The sequence below is a fragment of the uncultured Sphingomonas sp. genome (assembly GCF_946477935.1).
GTDB lineage: Bacteria > Pseudomonadota > Alphaproteobacteria > Sphingomonadales > Sphingomonadaceae > Sphingomonas.
Genome location: NZ_CAMLAC010000079.1, coordinates 1 through 15,142, shown reverse-complemented (window position 1 = coordinate 15,142; position 15,142 = coordinate 1). Strand labels below are relative to the sequence as shown.

The 15,142-nt window shown below is 67.8% G+C and carries 15 protein-coding genes and 1 pseudogene; 7 read left to right on the top strand and 9 right to left on the bottom strand.

The window, feature by feature from the left end; genetic code table 11:
• Window positions 1–1,554 (bottom strand): annotated as a pseudogene (locus Q0U08_RS10275) (DNA mismatch repair protein MutS); the annotation flags it as partial.
• A 123-nt stretch (window positions 1,555–1,677) separates the two neighbouring features.
• On the opposite strand from Q0U08_RS10275, the gene Q0U08_RS10270 reads away from it, so the two are divergent.
• Window positions 1,678–3,936 carry an NADP-dependent malic enzyme gene (locus tag Q0U08_RS10270; protein WP_298091355.1) on the top strand — a complete coding sequence of 753 codons (2,259 nt, stop codon included), beginning with the start codon at window positions 1,678–1,680 and terminating at the stop codon, window positions 3,934–3,936.
• 203 nt (window positions 3,937–4,139) lie between these two features.
• Here the strand turns inward: Q0U08_RS10270 and Q0U08_RS10265 are convergent, their stop codons facing one another.
• The 8 genes from Q0U08_RS10265 to hisB all read right to left on the bottom strand — a co-directional run bounded on the left by Q0U08_RS10265 (window position 4,140) and on the right by hisB (window position 9,312).
• Window positions 4,140–5,675, bottom strand: coding sequence for an amino acid permease (locus Q0U08_RS10265; RefSeq protein ID WP_298091354.1), 1,536 nt, complete (start codon window positions 5,673–5,675; stop codon window positions 4,140–4,142).
• Between the two features lie 92 nt (window positions 5,676–5,767).
• Entirely contained in the window at window positions 5,768–6,145 is a 378-nt protein-coding gene (locus Q0U08_RS10260) for a histidine triad nucleotide-binding protein (protein WP_298091353.1), read from the bottom strand.
• A gap of 3 nt (window positions 6,146–6,148) precedes the next feature.
• Window positions 6,149–6,466 (bottom strand): phosphoribosyl-ATP diphosphatase, encoded by a 318-nt coding sequence (locus Q0U08_RS10255; RefSeq protein WP_298091356.1) that lies wholly within the window; start codon window positions 6,464–6,466, stop codon window positions 6,149–6,151.
• Between the two features lie 32 nt (window positions 6,467–6,498).
• Window positions 6,499–6,633, bottom strand: a complete 135-nt coding sequence (locus Q0U08_RS10250; protein ID WP_298091352.1) for a hypothetical protein — start codon at window positions 6,631–6,633, stop codon at window positions 6,499–6,501.
• Entirely contained in the window at window positions 6,634–7,395 is a 762-nt protein-coding gene (gene hisF, locus Q0U08_RS10245; protein ID WP_298091351.1) for an imidazole glycerol phosphate synthase subunit HisF, read from the bottom strand. It lies immediately after the preceding gene.
• Entirely contained in the window at window positions 7,392–8,126 is a 735-nt protein-coding gene (hisA, locus tag Q0U08_RS10240) for a 1-(5-phosphoribosyl)-5-[(5-phosphoribosylamino)methylideneamino]imidazole-4-carboxamide isomerase (protein ID WP_298091350.1), read from the bottom strand. Before hisA ends, hisF begins: the two co-directional genes overlap by 4 nt.
• On the bottom strand, window positions 8,123–8,728 hold the full coding sequence (hisH, locus tag Q0U08_RS10235) for an imidazole glycerol phosphate synthase subunit HisH (protein ID WP_298091349.1): 606 nt from the start codon (window positions 8,726–8,728) through the stop codon (window positions 8,123–8,125). Before hisH ends, hisA begins: the two co-directional genes overlap by 4 nt.
• Window positions 8,725–9,312, bottom strand: a complete 588-nt coding sequence (gene hisB / locus Q0U08_RS10230) for an imidazoleglycerol-phosphate dehydratase HisB (protein WP_298091348.1) — start codon at window positions 9,310–9,312, stop codon at window positions 8,725–8,727. Before hisB ends, hisH begins: the two co-directional genes overlap by 4 nt.
• 87 nt (window positions 9,313–9,399) lie before the next feature.
• On the opposite strand from hisB, the gene Q0U08_RS10225 reads away from it, so the two are divergent.
• From Q0U08_RS10225 to ftsH, 6 genes are all read left to right on the top strand, one after another.
• A complete protein-coding gene (locus Q0U08_RS10225) occupies window positions 9,400–9,885 on the top strand; it encodes an SspB family protein (protein WP_298091347.1) in 486 nt (161 codons plus the stop codon).
• 117 nt (window positions 9,886–10,002) lie between these two features.
• On the top strand, window positions 10,003–11,394 hold the full coding sequence (gene fumC, locus Q0U08_RS10220) for a class II fumarate hydratase (protein ID WP_298091346.1): 1,392 nt from the start codon (window positions 10,003–10,005) through the stop codon (window positions 11,392–11,394).
• 52 nt (window positions 11,395–11,446) lie between these two features.
• Window positions 11,447–11,656 carry a hypothetical protein gene (locus Q0U08_RS10215; RefSeq protein ID WP_298091345.1) on the top strand — a complete coding sequence of 70 codons (210 nt, stop codon included), beginning with the start codon at window positions 11,447–11,449 and terminating at the stop codon, window positions 11,654–11,656.
• Window positions 11,653–11,865, top strand: coding sequence for a hypothetical protein (locus tag Q0U08_RS10210; protein ID WP_298091344.1), 213 nt, complete (start codon window positions 11,653–11,655; stop codon window positions 11,863–11,865). Before Q0U08_RS10215 ends, Q0U08_RS10210 begins: the two co-directional genes overlap by 4 nt.
• A gap of 92 nt (window positions 11,866–11,957) precedes the next feature.
• Window positions 11,958–12,944 carry a tRNA lysidine(34) synthetase TilS gene (tilS, locus tag Q0U08_RS10205; protein WP_298091343.1) on the top strand — a complete coding sequence of 329 codons (987 nt, stop codon included), beginning with the start codon at window positions 11,958–11,960 and terminating at the stop codon, window positions 12,942–12,944.
• A 122-nt stretch (window positions 12,945–13,066) separates the two neighbouring features.
• Entirely contained in the window at window positions 13,067–15,034 is a 1,968-nt protein-coding gene (gene ftsH / locus Q0U08_RS10200; RefSeq protein ID WP_298091342.1) for an ATP-dependent zinc metalloprotease FtsH, read from the top strand.
• The last annotated feature ends 108 nt before the right edge of the window (window positions 15,035–15,142 follow it).

Here is a 15,142-nt window from a genome sequence, read left to right as displayed (position 1 = left end):
GCGGAGGCCGCGCATCTGGAGGATCTGATCGGTCATGCGCTCGCCGCGCGCGACCTCGTGCAGCGCGGGGGTGTTGAAGCGGACGACGCCGGCCAGCGTCTGGCGATGGGTAAAGCCCGAATCGGGCTTCATCAGTGGGTCGGCGGACCGCGCCGGCACCTCGACATGATAGCCGAGCACGCCATTGTGGCGGATCTTGAGCGCGGCGATGCCGGTCTGGGTGCGGAACTCCGCCTCCAGCGCGGCGATGGCGCGGCGGCCACCGGCGCCGGTGTCGCGCAGATCGTCCAGCGCGGCGTCATAGCCGGCCGCGATATAGCCGCCGTCGGATGCTTCGATCGGGGGCGAGGGGACGAGCGCGCGGGCGAGCAGGTCGATCAGCGCGCCGTGGCCGCGCAGGTGCGGCACGATCTGTTCGAGCAGCGCGGGGCCGGCGCCGAGCCGGTCGGCAAGCCGCCATGCCCCGTCTAGGCCGTCGCGAAGCTGACCGAGATCGCGCGGGGAGCCGCGGCGCGCAACGAGGCGGCCGAGCGCGCGGCCGATATCGGGGAGGGCGCGCAGGGCGTCGCGCAGGGTGGAGCGCAGGGCGGCATCGTCGTGGAAGAATTGCACGAGATCCAGCCGCGCCTCGATCGCGGCCCGGTCCATGAGCGGTGCGCCGACATCGCCGCCCAGCGCCCGCGCGCCGGCGCCGGTCACGGTGCGGTCCACGGTGTCGAGCAGCGAGCCCTTGCGCTGGCCACCGGTGGTGCAGGTGAGTTCCAAGCTGTCGCGGGTCGCGGCATCGATCGCCATCGTGCCCGCCGCCTGGACCAGCACGGGCGGGCGCAGGAAGGGGAGTGCCCCCTTGGCGGTGTGATCGAGATAGGCGACCAGCCCGCCGGCCGCGGCGAGCGCGGCGCGGCCGAACTGGCCGAAGCCGTCGAGCGTGGCGACACCGAACAGGCGCTTCAGCCGTGCCTCGCCGGCCGCGCTGTCGAAATCCCCCCTGGGGCGCAGCCCGGTGGCGGCATGGGTGTAATCGCCCGTTTCGCTGGCGATCGTCTCGGCAGGCGCGAGGCGGGCGAGTTCGGCACCGATCGCATCGGCGTGCGCATCGATCACCAGGAAGCGACCGGTGGACACGTCGGCGGCGGCGAGTGCCACCTCGCCGCTCGCCTCGCCGATCGCGACGCACCAATTGTCGGTGCGTGCGTCCAGCAGCGCTTCCTCGGTCAGCGTGCCGGCAGTGACGACGCGGACGATGCCGCGCGCGACGAGCGCCTTCGATCCGCCGCGCGCCTTGGCCTCGGCCGGCGTCTCGGTCTGTTCGGCGATGGCGACGCGGTGCCCGGCCTTGATCAGCCGTTGCAGATAGGCGGTGGCGGCATGCACGGGCACGCCGCACATCGGGATCTTCTCGCCCGCATGCTCGCCGCGACTCGTCAGCGCGATATCCAGCACGCCGCTCGCCACCTTCGCATCCTCGAAGAACAGCTCGAAAAAGTCGCCCATCCGGTAGAAGAGCAGGCAATCCTCGGCTTCGGCCTTCAGCGCCAGATATTGCGCCATCATCGGGGTGGGAGCGGACATGGCCACCGGTTAGGGGTTGCACCGCGCGCGGGCAACGGCCTTGAAAGCGGGGGGCGAAAGCTTCAAGAGCCGTAGCGTCCCGTTATCCGCATACGAAGGCCGCCCATGTCCGAAGAACCCACCGATCAGTTTTCCGAGCGCGAGGCGCTGCTGTTCCATTCCGAGGGGCGGCCGGGCAAGATCGAGATCATCGCGTCCAAGCCGATGGCGACGCAGCGCGACCTGGCGCTGGCCTATTCGCCGGGCGTGGCCGTACCGGTGAAGGCGATCGCCGACGATCCCGCCACCGCCTATGACTATACCGCCAAGGGCAATCTGGTCGCGGTGATCTCCAACGGCACGGCGATCCTGGGTCTCGGCAATCTGGGTGCGCTCGCCTCCAAGCCGGTGATGGAGGGCAAGGCGGTGCTCTTCAAGCGCTTCGCCGATGTCGACTCGATCGATATCGAGCTGAAGACCGAGGATGTCGATCGCCTGATCGATGCGATCGAGCTGATGGAGCCGAGCTTCGGCGGCATCAACCTGGAGGACATCAAGGCGCCCGAATGCTTCATCATCGAGCAGACGCTGCGCGAGCGGATGAATATTCCCGTCTTCCATGACGACCAGCACGGCACCGCGATCATCTGTGCCGCCGGCCTGATCAACGCCTGCCTGCTGACGAACCGCAAGCTGGAGGATGTGAAGGTGGTGGTGAACGGCGCGGGCGCGGCCGCGATCGCCTGCACCGAACTGATGAAGGCGATGGGCGTTCGCCAGAACAACGTCATCATGTGCGACCGGACCGGCGTGATCTATCAGGGCCGCGACGACATAAACCAGTGGCAGTCAGCGCATGCCGCGGTCACCGACCGCCGCACGCTGACCGAGGCGCTGCACGGCGCGGACGTGTTCCTGGGTCTGTCGGCGGCGGGCGCGCTGAAGCCCGAGATGGTCAAGGACATGGCCAAGTCGCCGATCATCTTCGCGATGGCCAATCCGGAGCCGGAGATCCGCCCCGAGCTGGCCAAGGCGGCGCGGCCCGACGCGATCGTGGCGACCGGCCGGTCGGATTATCCGAACCAGGTCAACAACGTCATCGGCTTCCCCTTCATCTTCCGCGGCGCGCTCGACGTGCGGGCGACCGGCATCAACGACGAGATGAAGATCGCCGCCGCCAACGCGATCGCCGAACTGGCGCGCCAGCGCGTGCCCGAGGAAGTGGCGCTGGCATATGGCACGCAGCACAGCTTCGGCCCGGAATATATCATCCCGGCGCCCTTCGATCCCCGGCTGATGGAACTGGTGCCCTCCGCCGTCGCCAAGGCGGCGATGGATTCGGGCGTGGCGACGCGGCCGATCCTGGACATGGCGGCGTATCGCCAGAAGCTGCGCGCGCGGCTGAACCCGACGACCTCGGTGCTCACGCTGGCCTATGAGGGGGCGCGGGCGCATCCCAAGCGCGTGCTGTTCGCCGAAGGCGAGGAAGAGGTGGTGCTGCGCGCCGCCATCGCGTTCAAGGAGGGCGGCTACGGCACGCCGGTGCTGGTCGGGCGCGACGACGTGCACGACCGGCTGGCCGCGCTCGGCGTCGCCAAGCCCGAGGAATATGAGGTCCACAACAGCCGCACCTCGACCCTGGTGCCGGAGATGGTCGATTTCCTGTATGGGCGGCTTCAGCGCCGCGGCTATCTGCGCCGCGATGCGGAGCGGCTGATCAACCAGGATCGCAACACCTTTGCCGCGACGCTGCTCCAGCTCGGCCATGCCGATGCGATGATCACCGGCGTCACGCGCACCTATGCCAAGACGTTCCGCGACGTGCGGCGCGTGATCGATCCCGTCGACGGCAAGGTGCCGTTCGGCATCCACCTGCTGGTCGGGCAGAGCCACACGGTGTTCATCGCCGATACGACGGTGAACGAGCGGCCCTCGGGCGAGGAACTGGCCGATATCGCCGAGCGCACGGCGGCGGTCGCGCGTCGCATGGGGCATGAGCCGCGCGTGGCGTTCCTGAGCTATTCGACCTTCGGCAATCCGCATGGCCAGTGGATCGATAACGTCCGGGCGGGCGTTGCCGCGCTCGACGAGCGCAATGTCAGTTTCGAATATGAAGGCGAGATGGCGCCGGACGTCGCGCTGAACCCGCGGCAGATGAAGAACTTCCCGTTCGCGCGGCTTTCGGGGCCGGCGAACGTGCTGATCATGCCGGGGCTTCAGTCCGCCAACATCTCGGCCAAGCTGCTGCGCGAGCTGGGCGGGGACGACATGATCGGCCCGATGCTGATCGGCATGGAGAAGCCGGTGCAGATCGCGCCGATGACTTCGACCGCGAGCGAGCTGGTGACGCTGGCGGTGCTGGCGGCGGGGGGCATCGCGCGGTAACGCGCCGAGCGATAGCGGATGCATCAAGGGCCGGGGGAGCGATCCACTGGCCCTTTTTTTCGTGCTGCGATCGCCCTCGCCCTCCTCTCTCCCGGTGGGGGAGGGAGGGAGCGGCGAAGCCGTGGAAGGGTGAGGGTGATGCCCCAAAAAAAGGGGCCGGAGCATCGCTCCCCCGGCCCCTTTTCGCGTCGGTCAGGCCAGCCTCAGTCCAGCGGCTTGGCGATCTCCGGCTGCATGGCGGGGTCGTCCACCACGTCGATGATCCCGCGGCCGACATAGCTGCGGCGGCGGCTGTAGCCGAAATAGATGAGCAGCCCCAGCGCGCCCCATACCGGCAGCACCAGGATCGCGATCAGCGGCAGCGAGAAATACAGGTACAGACAGCCGATGATGGCGAGGGGGGCGACGATCCAGATGGCGGGGGTGCGGAAGGGGCGATGACGGGTCGGATCGACCTTGCGCAGCACCAGCACCGACACCGCCACCATGAAGAAGGCGAACAGCGTGCCCGAGTTGGAATAATCCGCCAGCTTGCCGACCGGCAGGAACGCCGCCGCGATCGTGGCGGCGATGCCGGTGACGACCGTCACGACGTGCGGCGTCTTGTAGCGCGGATGCACCGCGGCGAGCTTTTCGGGCAGCAGGCCGTCACGCGCCATGGTGAAGAACACGCGCGTCTGGCCGAACATCATCATCAGCACGACCGAGGGCAGCGCCAGCGTCGCGGCGAGGCCGATCAGATTGCCGATCTTCACCCAGCCAAAGGTGCGCAGGACGTGCGCCAATGCCTCGCGCGAGCAGGGCAGGGGCTCCATCGCACCGCCGGCGACCAGCGCCTGACACCGTGCCGCCATTTCCGACGAACCGGGCGCCAGCAGCGTGCCTGCCGCATCACGCACCGGCTGCGCACCAAGCGGCGAGCCGATCGCACCCGCCGAGACGAGCAGATAGAAGACGGTGCAGAACAGCAGCGATGCGATCAGGCCGATCGGCACGTTGCGCTGCGGGTTCTTGGTTTCCTCCGCGGCGGTGGAGACCGCGTCGAAGCCGACATAGGCGAAGAAGATCGACGCCGCGGCGCCCGCCACGCCGACCATGCCGGTGGGCATGAAGGGCTGGAAATTCTCGACGTTCATCATCGGAACGGACAGCGCGATGAACAGCGTCAGCGCCGCGACCTTGATCGCGACCAGTATCGCGTTGACGCGCGCGCTTTCCGTCGTGCCGACGACCAGCAGCCAGGTGACGAGCACGGTGATGACCATCGCCGGCAGGTTGACATAGCCGCCGGCGGACGGGCCGTTCACCCATTCCATCGGTATGTCGATGCCGAGCAGGTTGCGTAACTGCCCGACGACATAGCCCGACCAGCCGACCGCGACCGCCGAGGCGCCGACCGCATATTCGAGGATCAGCGCCCAGCCGACCATCCAGGCGAGCAGCTCGCCCATGACGGCATAGGTGTAGGTATAGGCGGACCCGGCGACCGGGACCATCGAGGCGAGCTCGGAATAGCAGAGTGCGGCCACGGCGCAGACGAAGCCGGCGATGACGAACGAGATCATCATGCCGGGGCCGGCCTTTTGCGCGGCCTCCGACGTCAGAACGAAGATGCCGGTGCCGATCACGGCACCGATGCCCAGCATGGTGAGCTGGAAGGCGCCGAGCGTGCGTTCCAGGCCTCGCTTCTCGGCGGTCGCCAAAATGGCGTCCAAAGGCTTAACGCGCCCAAAAATCATGTACTTAAATCCCCCCGGGGAGCCGGGCACCGTGCGCGCCCATGGTCTTGGATGGGATCGCAGGTTAGCTGCAATTTTATTGCGCGCAATCCCTATCGCGCCAGCATGGGGCCAAGTGGCCGGCCGCCGAAGATATGTACATGAAGATGCGGCACTTCCTGCCCCGCATCACCGCCTATATTGGCGAGAAGGCGGTAGCCGGGAGCTACCAGCCCGGCCTCGCGCGCGACATGGCCGACGGCACGGATGAAGCCGGCGATCTCCGCATCGGAGCCGCGGGCGGTGAAATCGTCCCACGAGACATAGGGGCCGCGCGGGATGACCAGGATGTGCTGGGGCGCGAGCGGCGCGATGTCGTGGAAGGCGATTGCCCACTCATCCTCGTAAACGCGGTTCGACGGAATTTCGTCGCGCAGGATCTTCGCGAAGATGTTCCCATCGTCATAAGGCTGGGTGGCGTCGATCGGCATGGGTCAGGCTCCTTGGGGGCGGGCGGCCTTTTCGGCGTGGCCGGACAGCCCTTCGCGCCGGTCGAGTTCGGCACGGACATCGTCCAGGCCGAGGCCGGCATCCGCCAGCAGCACGCACAGATGGAACATCAGGTCGGCCGCCTCCGATACCAGCTTGTCGGGCTGTGCCATGGCGGCGATCACCGTTTCCACCGCCTCCTCGCCCAGCTTCTGCGCGATCTTGGGGCGGCCCTTGGCGAAGAGGCTAGCGACGTAGGAGGTGGCGGGGTCGGCGGTGCGCCGGTCGCGGATCGTGGCTTCGAGGCGGTGGAAGGCGTCCATGGCGGCCGTGGTGGCGGCTGCGGCGGGCGCGGTCAATCCCGGCGGCGTCCACGCAGGCGGCGGCGGACGAACCAGACGGCGGCGACGGCGCAGGCGAAGAGCGCGAGATCGGAGAGTTCGGGATGGGTTCTCGCGTCTCGCGCCGGGGCCAGGGTCATCGCCCCCATCTAGTGAGTCCTGACCGGTACGCCGGCGGCGGCGAGCGCGCGGTGGGCGTCTGCCACGGTCGCCTCGCCGAAATGGAAGATCGAGGCGGCGAGCACCGCCGAGGCGTGGCCGTCGCGCACCCCGGCGACCAGATCGTCCAGCGTGCCGACCCCGCCGGACGCCACGACGGGAACGCTGCTCCGGTCGGCGATGGCGCGGATCAGGTCGAGATCATAGCCGCCGCGGGTGCCGTCGCGGTCCATCGAGGTGACGAGCAGCTCGCCGGCACCGAGGTCGGCGAGGCGCAGCGCGTGTTCGACCGCGTCGATACCGGTGGCGCGTCGGCCGCCATGGGTGAATACTTCCCAGCCATCCCCGGCGCGCCGGGCATCGATCGAGGCGACGCAGCACTGGCTGCCGAAGCGTTCGGCGATGTCGGCGACGATTTCGGGGCGGGTGACGGCGGCGGAATTGACCGCGACCTTGTCCGCACCGGCCAGCAGGAGGGCGCGGGCATCGTCGGCGGAGCGGACGCCGCCGCCCACCGTCAGCGGCATGAAGCAGACCGCGGCGGTGCGGCGCACCACGTCGAGGATGGTGCCGCGCGCCTCGTGGCTGGCGGTGATGTCGAGGAAGCAGAGTTCGTCGGCGCCCGCCGCATCATAGGCGCGCGCCTGTTCGACCGGATCGCCTGCATCGATCAGATCGACGAAGTTGACGCCCTTCACCACGCGGCCGTTCGCCACGTCGAGGCAGGGGATGACGCGCGCCCGGACGGTCACGCCGCGTTCGCCACGCTGATCGCGGCGGCGAGGTCGAGCCGGCCATCATAAAGCGCGCGGCCGGTGATGACGCCTTCCACCCCGTCGCGGTGATGGACGGCGAGCATGTGAATGTCGGCGATGCCCGCCACGCCGCCGCTGGCGATGACGGGGATGTCGACGCTGCGCGCCAGATCGACCGTCGCCTCGACATTGCAGCCCTTGAGCAACCCGTCGCGGCCGACATCGGTGAACAGCACGGCCGCGACGCCGGCATCCTCGAACCGGCGGGCAAGGTCGGTGGCGGTGACGGTGGACACATCCGCCCAGCCCTTGGTGGCGACCATGCCGTCCCTGGCATCGACCGCAACGACGATGCCGCCGGGAAAGGCGCGCGCCATGTCACGGACGAAATCGGGATTTTCGAGGGCGGCGGTGCCGATCACGACACGCGAGACGCCGAGATCGAACCATTGCTCGACACTTTCGGGCGTGCGGATGCCGCCGCCCAGTTGCACATGGCCGGGGAAGCGCGACACGATGCCGCGCACCGCATCGCCGTTCACCGACCGGCCGGCAAAGGCGCCGTCGAGATCGACGACGTGGAGATAGCCGGCGCCGCTCCGGGCGAACAATTCGGCCTGATGGGCGGGATCGTCACCATAGACGGTGGCGCGGTCCATATCGCCTTCGGCAAGGCGGACGACCTGGCCGCCCTTCAGATCGATGGCGGGGAAGACGATCAGGCTCACGGTTGCCACTCCAGGAAACGGGAAAGAAGATCGATGCCGTAGCGCTGGCTCTTCTCGGGATGAAACTGCACGCCGATGACCGTGTCGCGGCCGATCGCGGCGGTGACCGGACCGGCATGATCGGTGGTGGCGAGTATGTCGGCGCCGTCGAACGCGTAGCTGTGCAGGAAATAGGCCTCGCCGGGGACGAGCAGCGGATGGTCGCCCGTCGGCACCACGTCGTTCCAGCCCATATGCGGCACCTTCGCCGCCATCGTGCCGGGCTCCAGCCGCCGGACGCGCCCGGCAATCCAGCCGAGGCCGCGGTGCGTGCCCATTTCCTCGCCCGCGTCCGCCAGCAACTGCATGCCGACGCAGACGCCCAGAAAGGGGCGCGCACGGTCCAGCGCGGCGGTGCGCAGCGCCTCCTCCAGCCCGTCGACGCGGCGCAGATTGGCCGCGCAGGCGCCGAACGCGCCGACGCCGGGCAGGACGATGCGGTCCGCCCTGGCGACGACATCCGGGTCGGCGGTGATGACGATATCGGCGGCGCCGGCCGCGCGCAGGGCATTTTCCACCGAGTGGAGATTGCCCGATTCGATATCGATCAGCGCCAGCGTCACAGCACGCCCTTGGTGGAGGGGACGGCATCCGCCTTGCGCGGGTCGATCTCCACCGCCATGCGCAGCGCGCGCGCCAGACCCTTGAACAGGCTTTCGGCGATGTGGTGGTTGTTGTGGCCGTGCAGCAGATCGACGTGCAGCGTGATGCCGGCTTCCTGCGCGAAGCTGTGGAAGAAATGCTCGATCATCTCGGTTTGCAGCGTGCCGAGCGCGGGCACGGTGAACTTCGCGTTCCAGACGAGCCACGGCCGCCCCGAAATATCGAGCGCGATGCGGGTCAGCGTCTCGTCCATCGGCGACAGCGCCTCGCCATATCGGCGGATGCCGCGCTTGTCGCCCAGCGCCTTGGCGAAAGCCTGGCCGATGGCGAGGCCGGCATCCTCGGTGGTGTGGTGCCCGTCGATATGCAGGTCGCCGGCAACCTTCACCTCCAGGTCGATCAGCGAATGGCGGGCAAGCTGGTCGAGCATGTGATCGAGAAAGCCGATCCCGGTCTCGTTGGCATAGCGGCCGGTGCCGTCGAGATTGACGGTCACGTCGATGGCGGTTTCCGCGGTGGCGCGGTGGACGGTGGCGGTGCGCATGTTTGCCCCATACCGCACGGCGCGTTCCATGCAATCTTGAGCCCAAGCAATCTTGACCCGCCACCAAACCCCGCTAGTCCAAGGGGCATGACCGATGGATTGCCCGACAGCCTGATTCCGTACGATGAAATCGTGCAGGAGGCGCTGCGCGCCGTGGTGGGCCGCGTGCTCGGCTCCGTGGCGGCGGCCGGCGGACTGCCCGGCGACCACCATTTCTACATCACCTTCAAGACGCAGGCACCGGGCGTGGATATTCCGCAACGCCTGATCGACCGGTTCCCGGACGAGATGACGATCGTGCTGCAGAACCGCTACTGGGACCTGCTGGTCGACGAGTCGCGGTTTTCGGTCGGGTTGAGTTTCAACCAGGTGCCGTCGAAGCTGAACATCCCCTATTCGGCGATCACCGGCTTCCACGATCCCGCGGTAAACTTCGAGCTGCGCTTCCAGGCGACCGAGGGGCCGAACGACGGTCCCGAGCCGCATGACGAGGCGGAGAATGACGGCCCCGTCGCCACGCCCGTCGAGGATGGCAGCAACGTCGTCGCGGTGGATTTCAAGCGGAAGAAGTGACTGGTTGGGTGAGGGGGCGCCAAGCAGCGTAGCACTGCTGGTCTGCCCCTCCTTCTCCCCGAGGGGGAGAAGGCTTTGGGAGGGAACCCTTTCCGGGGCCGCCGCGTACCCCGTGGCATGACCCAGACCCGCACCGAAACCGATTCGATCGGCCCGATCGACGTTCCTGCCGACGCCTATTGGGGCGCACAGACCGAACGCAGCCTGGAAAACTTTCCCTTCGGTCCGCGCGAGCGGATGCCGGTGGAGATTGTTCGCGCGCTTGCCATCGTGAAGCAGGCGGCGGCGCGGGTGAATCGCGACCATGGCCTGGATGCCGCGAAGGCCGATGCGATCGAGGCTGCGGCGGCCGAGATCGTCGCGGGCAAGCTGGACGATCAGTTTCCGCTCGTCATCTGGCAGACGGGATCCGGCACCCAGTCCAACATGAACGCCAACGAGGTGATCGCCGGGCGCGCCAATGAGATGCTGACCGGCACGCGCGGCGGCAAGAGCCCGGTGCATCCCAATGACGATGTGAATCGCGGGCAATCCTCCAACGACACGTTTCCGACCGCGCTGCACGTCGCGGCGGCGTTGGCGGTGACGGGACAGCTCTATCCGGCGCTGGACCGGTTGCACGACGCGCTGGCGGCCAAGGCGGCGGAATGGGACGATCTGGTGAAGATCGGGCGCACCCATTTGCAGGACGCGACGCCACTGACGCTGGGGCAGGAGTTTTCCGGCTATGTGCAGCAGCTTGCCAATGCGCGCGACCGGATCGCAGGCACGCTGGAGCGCAACATCATGCCGCTGGCACAGGGCGGGACGGCGGTCGGCACCGGGCTGAACGCACCGGCCGGCTTTGCCGAGGCGGTGGCAGCGGAGATTGCCGGGCTGACCGGACTGCCGTTCGTGACGGCGCCCAACAAGTTCGAGGCGCTGGCCTCCAATGACGGGCTGGTCGATCTGCACGGCACGCTGAACGTGCTGGCGGTGGCGCTGACCAAGATCGCCAACGATATCCGGCTGCTGGGGTCGGGTCCGCGCTCCGGGCTGGGCGAGCTGGAACTGCCGGCCAACGAGCCGGGCAGCTCGATCATGCCGGGCAAGGTGAACCCGACCCAGGCCGAGATGATGACCATGGTGGCGGCGCAGGTGATGGGGAACAACACCGCGGTGACCATCGGCGGCTTGCAGGGCCACATGGAGCTGAACGTCTTCAAGCCGCTGATCGGGGCGGCCGTGCTGCGCTCGATCGCGCTGCTGAGCACGGCTATGGAAAGCTTCGCCGAGCGGACGGTGGAGGGCATGACCGCCAATCGCGAGCGGATCGGCGAACTGGTCGATCGGTCGCTGATGCTGGTCACCGCGCTGGCGCCCGAGATCGGCTACGACAATGCCGCCAAGATAGCCAAGCACGCGCATGCCAATGGCCAGACGCTGAAACAGGCGGGACTGGAACTGGGCCTGGTCGACGAGGCCACGTTCGACCGTGTCGTCCGGCCGGAAGCGATGATCGGGCGATAGGCGCGGAACCATCCGCCCGGCCGAACATCTTGGCATAGAGGAGATCGTTTACATGGGTGCAACAACCATAGGCGCGCTGGTCGGCGGGGCGATCGACAGCATGAGCGGCGATGACAGTGCCGCGGACGGTGTGCTGATCGGCGCGGTCACCGCCAATGTGCTGAAGGTCGTGGTACCCATCGCCATCACCTATGCGGTGGGCTGGGCCGTGCTGCGCGGTGCCGGCGAACTGAAGGACAAGGTTTTTGGAGAAGTGGCATGATCGGTAAGATTGTTGGTGCGCTGGTCGGGCGCGAGATGAGCCGGCGCGAGGGTTCGGGCGGACTGCGGGGCGCGGCACTGGGCGCGATCGTGGCCGGCGGCATGCGGCGGCTGGGGCCGCTCGGGCTGGTGCTGGGCGGCGGATATGCGGCGAAAAAAGCCTATGATCGCCGCCGGATGAGCAAGCAGGGCGTGCCGCCGCGCTACTGATGCCGGCGCCCGCAGACTTGCGAAACCGGAGCGGGTGCGCCACGGGGCGCACCCGTTTTGCGTTTCCCCTCCAGTAGATCCGAGCCGATCCCATGTCTCCCGATGCCACGGCCGCCGCGCAGGAAGCGCGGTTCGCAGCCGATCTGACCGCCGCGTTGAACCATCGGCCGGCAACCGTGCTGCTGGCGGTGTCCGGCGGTCCGGACAGCGTGGCGATGCTGCTGCTGGCGGCGGCGGCCTTGCCGGGGCGGATCAGGGCGGCGACGGTGGATCATCGCCTGCGGCCCGAGGCGGCGTCGGAGGCGGCGATGGTGGCGACGCTGTGCGATACGCTCGGCGTGGCGCACGCCACGCTGGTTCCGCCCGAGCCAATCGCCGGCTCCAGCATCCAGGCACGGGCGCGCGCCGCGCGCTACGCTTTGCTTGCCGAGCACGCGCGGTCGGTCGGAGCGGAGGCGATCGCGACGGCGCACCATGTCGATGACCAGGCCGAGACGTTCCTGATGCGCGCGGCGCGCGGGTCAGGGCTGTCGGGCCTGTCAGGGGTGCGGGCGCGGACGGTGATCGAGGGGATGGCGGTGGTCCGGCCGCTGCTGGAATGGCGCCGTGCCGAGTTGCGCGCGATCGTCCGCCGGGCGGAGGCACCGTTCGTGGACGATCCCGCCAATGCCGATCCCCGGCACGACCGTACGCGCTTTCGCCAGTTGCTCGACCGCAACGAGTGGCTGGACCCGCCGCATCTGGCGCGCGCCGCGGCGCTGCTGGCAGAGGCGGACGGCGACATTCGCGCGATGGTGGAATGGGTGTGGCACGAGAGGGCGCAGGTCGACGGCGACAATGTCCGTCTGCAAGCAACCGGCCTGCCGCGTGAAATGGCGCGGCGACTGGTCAGGCGGGCGATCGGCGTGGTGCGCGAGGTGGCGGGGATCACCACGCCGCCCTGGAGCGAATCGGCGCAGATCGAGGCGCTGCTCGACGGTCTGGCGGAGGGCCGTCGCGCCACCCATGGCGGCGTGATCGGCAGCGTTCGGGGCGAGACATGGCGATTCCGCCCTGCGCCACCGCGAAAGACGGGCTGAACGCAGAGCGTTTGAGGCCGTTCGGCGCCGTTATGCGCCCGGCGATCACATTGATCGGTGTTGTTCCATTGCCATTAACCCGGCCGCGCCTATCTTGGCAGTTGGAAAGGTATTACGCACCGATGAGCGACCACGACAAGCAGCCTGGCCCCGGCAATGACGGTGGGGGCAATCCCTGGATGAAAAGCCTGCTGGTCTGGGTCGGCATCCTGCTGGCTCTGGCCCTGTTCGTGACGATGTTCGACGGTCGGACCGCCACGGCGCGCGGAAACCAGATCGAATATTCCACCTTCCTGGACAAGGTGGACGAGGGCACGGTGAAGGACGCCGTGATCTCACGCGAGTCGATCACCGGTACGCTGTCGTCCGGCGAGGCGTTCCGCACTACGCCAGTGCAGGATTCGCAACTCATCCCGCGCCTGCGCGAAAAGGGCGTCACCTTCACCGCCAAGGTGGAGGAAGGTCCGTCGGTGTGGATGCTGATGATCTACAACGCGCTGCCGTTCCTGCTTTTCCTGGGCATCGCCTTTTTCGTGCTGCGTCAGATGCAGAAGGGTGGCGGCGCCAGTGGCGCGATGGGGTTCGGCAAGAGCCGCGCGCGCATGCTGACCCAGAAGGAAGGCAAGGTTACCTTTGACGATGTCGCGGGCATCGACGAGGCGCGCGAGGAATTGCAGGAGATCGTCGAGTTCCTGAAGGATCCGTCGAAGTTCGCGCGACTGGGCGGCAAAATCCCCAAGGGTGCGCTGCTGGTCGGCTCGCCCGGTACCGGCAAGACGCTGCTGGCGCGTGCGATCGCGGGTGAGGCGGGCGTGCCGTTCTTCACCATCTCGGGTTCGGACTTTGTCGAGATGTTCGTCGGCGTCGGTGCGAGCCGCGTGCGCGACATGTTCGAGCAGGCCAAGAAATCGGCGCCGTGCATCGTCTTCATCGACGAAATCGACGCGGTCGGCCGTCATCGTGGTGCCGGCCTCGGCAACGGCAATGACGAGCGCGAGCAGACGCTGAACCAGTTGCTGGTCGAGATGGACGGCTTCGAGGCGAACGAGGGCATCATCATCATCGCGGCCACCAACCGGCCCGACGTGCTCGATCCCGCGCTGCTCCGTCCCGGCCGCTTCGACCGTCAGGTCGTGGTGCCGCGACCGGATATCGACGGCCGCGTGAAGATCTTGGAAGTGCACATGAAGAAGGTGCCGCTGGCACCCGATGTCGATGCACGCACGATTGCACGCGGTACGCCGGGCTTCTCGGGTGCCGATCTCGCCAACCTCGTCAACGAGGCGGCGCTGATGGCGGCGCGCAAGTCCAAGCGGCTGGTCGCGATGGCCGAGTTCGAGGAAGCCAAGGACAAGGTGATGATGGGCGCCGAGCGGCGTTCGATGGTGATGACCGACGACGAGAAGCGGATGACCGCCTATCACGAAGCCGGTCACGCGATCGTGGCACTGCACGAGCCTGCGTCGGACCCGATCCACAAGGCGACGATCATCCCGCGCGGTCGCGCGCTGGGCATGGTGATGCGCCTGCCGGAACGCGACTCGTACAGCTATCACCGCGACAAGATGTACGCGAACCTGGCGGTGTCGATGGGCGGCCGCGTCGCCGAGGAAATCATCTTCGGCTATGACAAGGTGTCTTCGGGCGCTTCGGGCGACATCCAGTATGCCACGGGTCTGGCGCGCGACATGGTCACCAAGTGGGGCATGTCGGACAAGGTCGGTCCGGTGGAATATTCGCAGCCCGAGGGTGAGTCGTTCTTGGGGTACTCCTCGTCGCAGCCGGTCCGCATGTCGAACCAGACGCAGCAACTGATCGATGACGAGATCCGCTCGATCGTCGAGGGTGGTCTATCCAAGGCCAAGCAGGTGCTGACCGACCATGTCGACCAGCTTCACCTGCTGGCGGGCGCGCTGCTCGAATATGAGACGCTGTCGGGGGACGAGATCAAGACGCTGATCGCAGGCGATGACCTGAACCGGCCGGATCCGTCGGCGAAGAAGGTCACGATCGCCAAGGCGGGAACGTCGATCCCGAAGACGCGGCGGCCGAGTGGGCCGTTCGGATCGCCGAGCCCGCTGGGGGCGTAAGCGGGCTGACTTTGACAAGCGAAAGGCCGCGGTTCCGATTGGAGCCACGGCCTTTTTCTTTGTGAGGAGCACGCGGTGGGGTGATCGCCCTCTCCCCCACGGGGAGAG

Coding starts and splice junctions, on each gene's coding strand:
- Q0U08_RS10270 (WP_298091355.1), top strand. CDS start 1,678: ATGTCCGAAGAACCCACCGATCAGTTTTCCGAGCGCGAGGCGCTGCTG.
- Q0U08_RS10265 (WP_298091354.1), bottom strand. CDS start 5,675: ATGATTTTTGGGCGCGTTAAGCCTTTGGACGCCATTTTGGCGACCGCC.
- Q0U08_RS10260 (WP_298091353.1), bottom strand. CDS start 6,145: ATGCCGATCGACGCCACCCAGCCTTATGACGATGGGAACATCTTCGCG.
- Q0U08_RS10255 (WP_298091356.1), bottom strand. CDS start 6,466: ATGGACGCCTTCCACCGCCTCGAAGCCACGATCCGCGACCGGCGCACC.
- Q0U08_RS10250 (WP_298091352.1), bottom strand. CDS start 6,633: ATGGGGGCGATGACCCTGGCCCCGGCGCGAGACGCGAGAACCCATCCC.
- hisB (WP_298091348.1), bottom strand. CDS start 9,312: ATGCGCACCGCCACCGTCCACCGCGCCACCGCGGAAACCGCCATCGAC.
- Q0U08_RS10225 (WP_298091347.1), top strand. CDS start 9,400: ATGACCGATGGATTGCCCGACAGCCTGATTCCGTACGATGAAATCGTG.
- fumC (WP_298091346.1), top strand. CDS start 10,003: ATGACCCAGACCCGCACCGAAACCGATTCGATCGGCCCGATCGACGTT.
- Q0U08_RS10215 (WP_298091345.1), top strand. CDS start 11,447: ATGGGTGCAACAACCATAGGCGCGCTGGTCGGCGGGGCGATCGACAGC.
- Q0U08_RS10210 (WP_298091344.1), top strand. CDS start 11,653: ATGATCGGTAAGATTGTTGGTGCGCTGGTCGGGCGCGAGATGAGCCGG.
- tilS (WP_298091343.1), top strand. CDS start 11,958: ATGTCTCCCGATGCCACGGCCGCCGCGCAGGAAGCGCGGTTCGCAGCC.
- ftsH (WP_298091342.1), top strand. CDS start 13,067: ATGAGCGACCACGACAAGCAGCCTGGCCCCGGCAATGACGGTGGGGGC.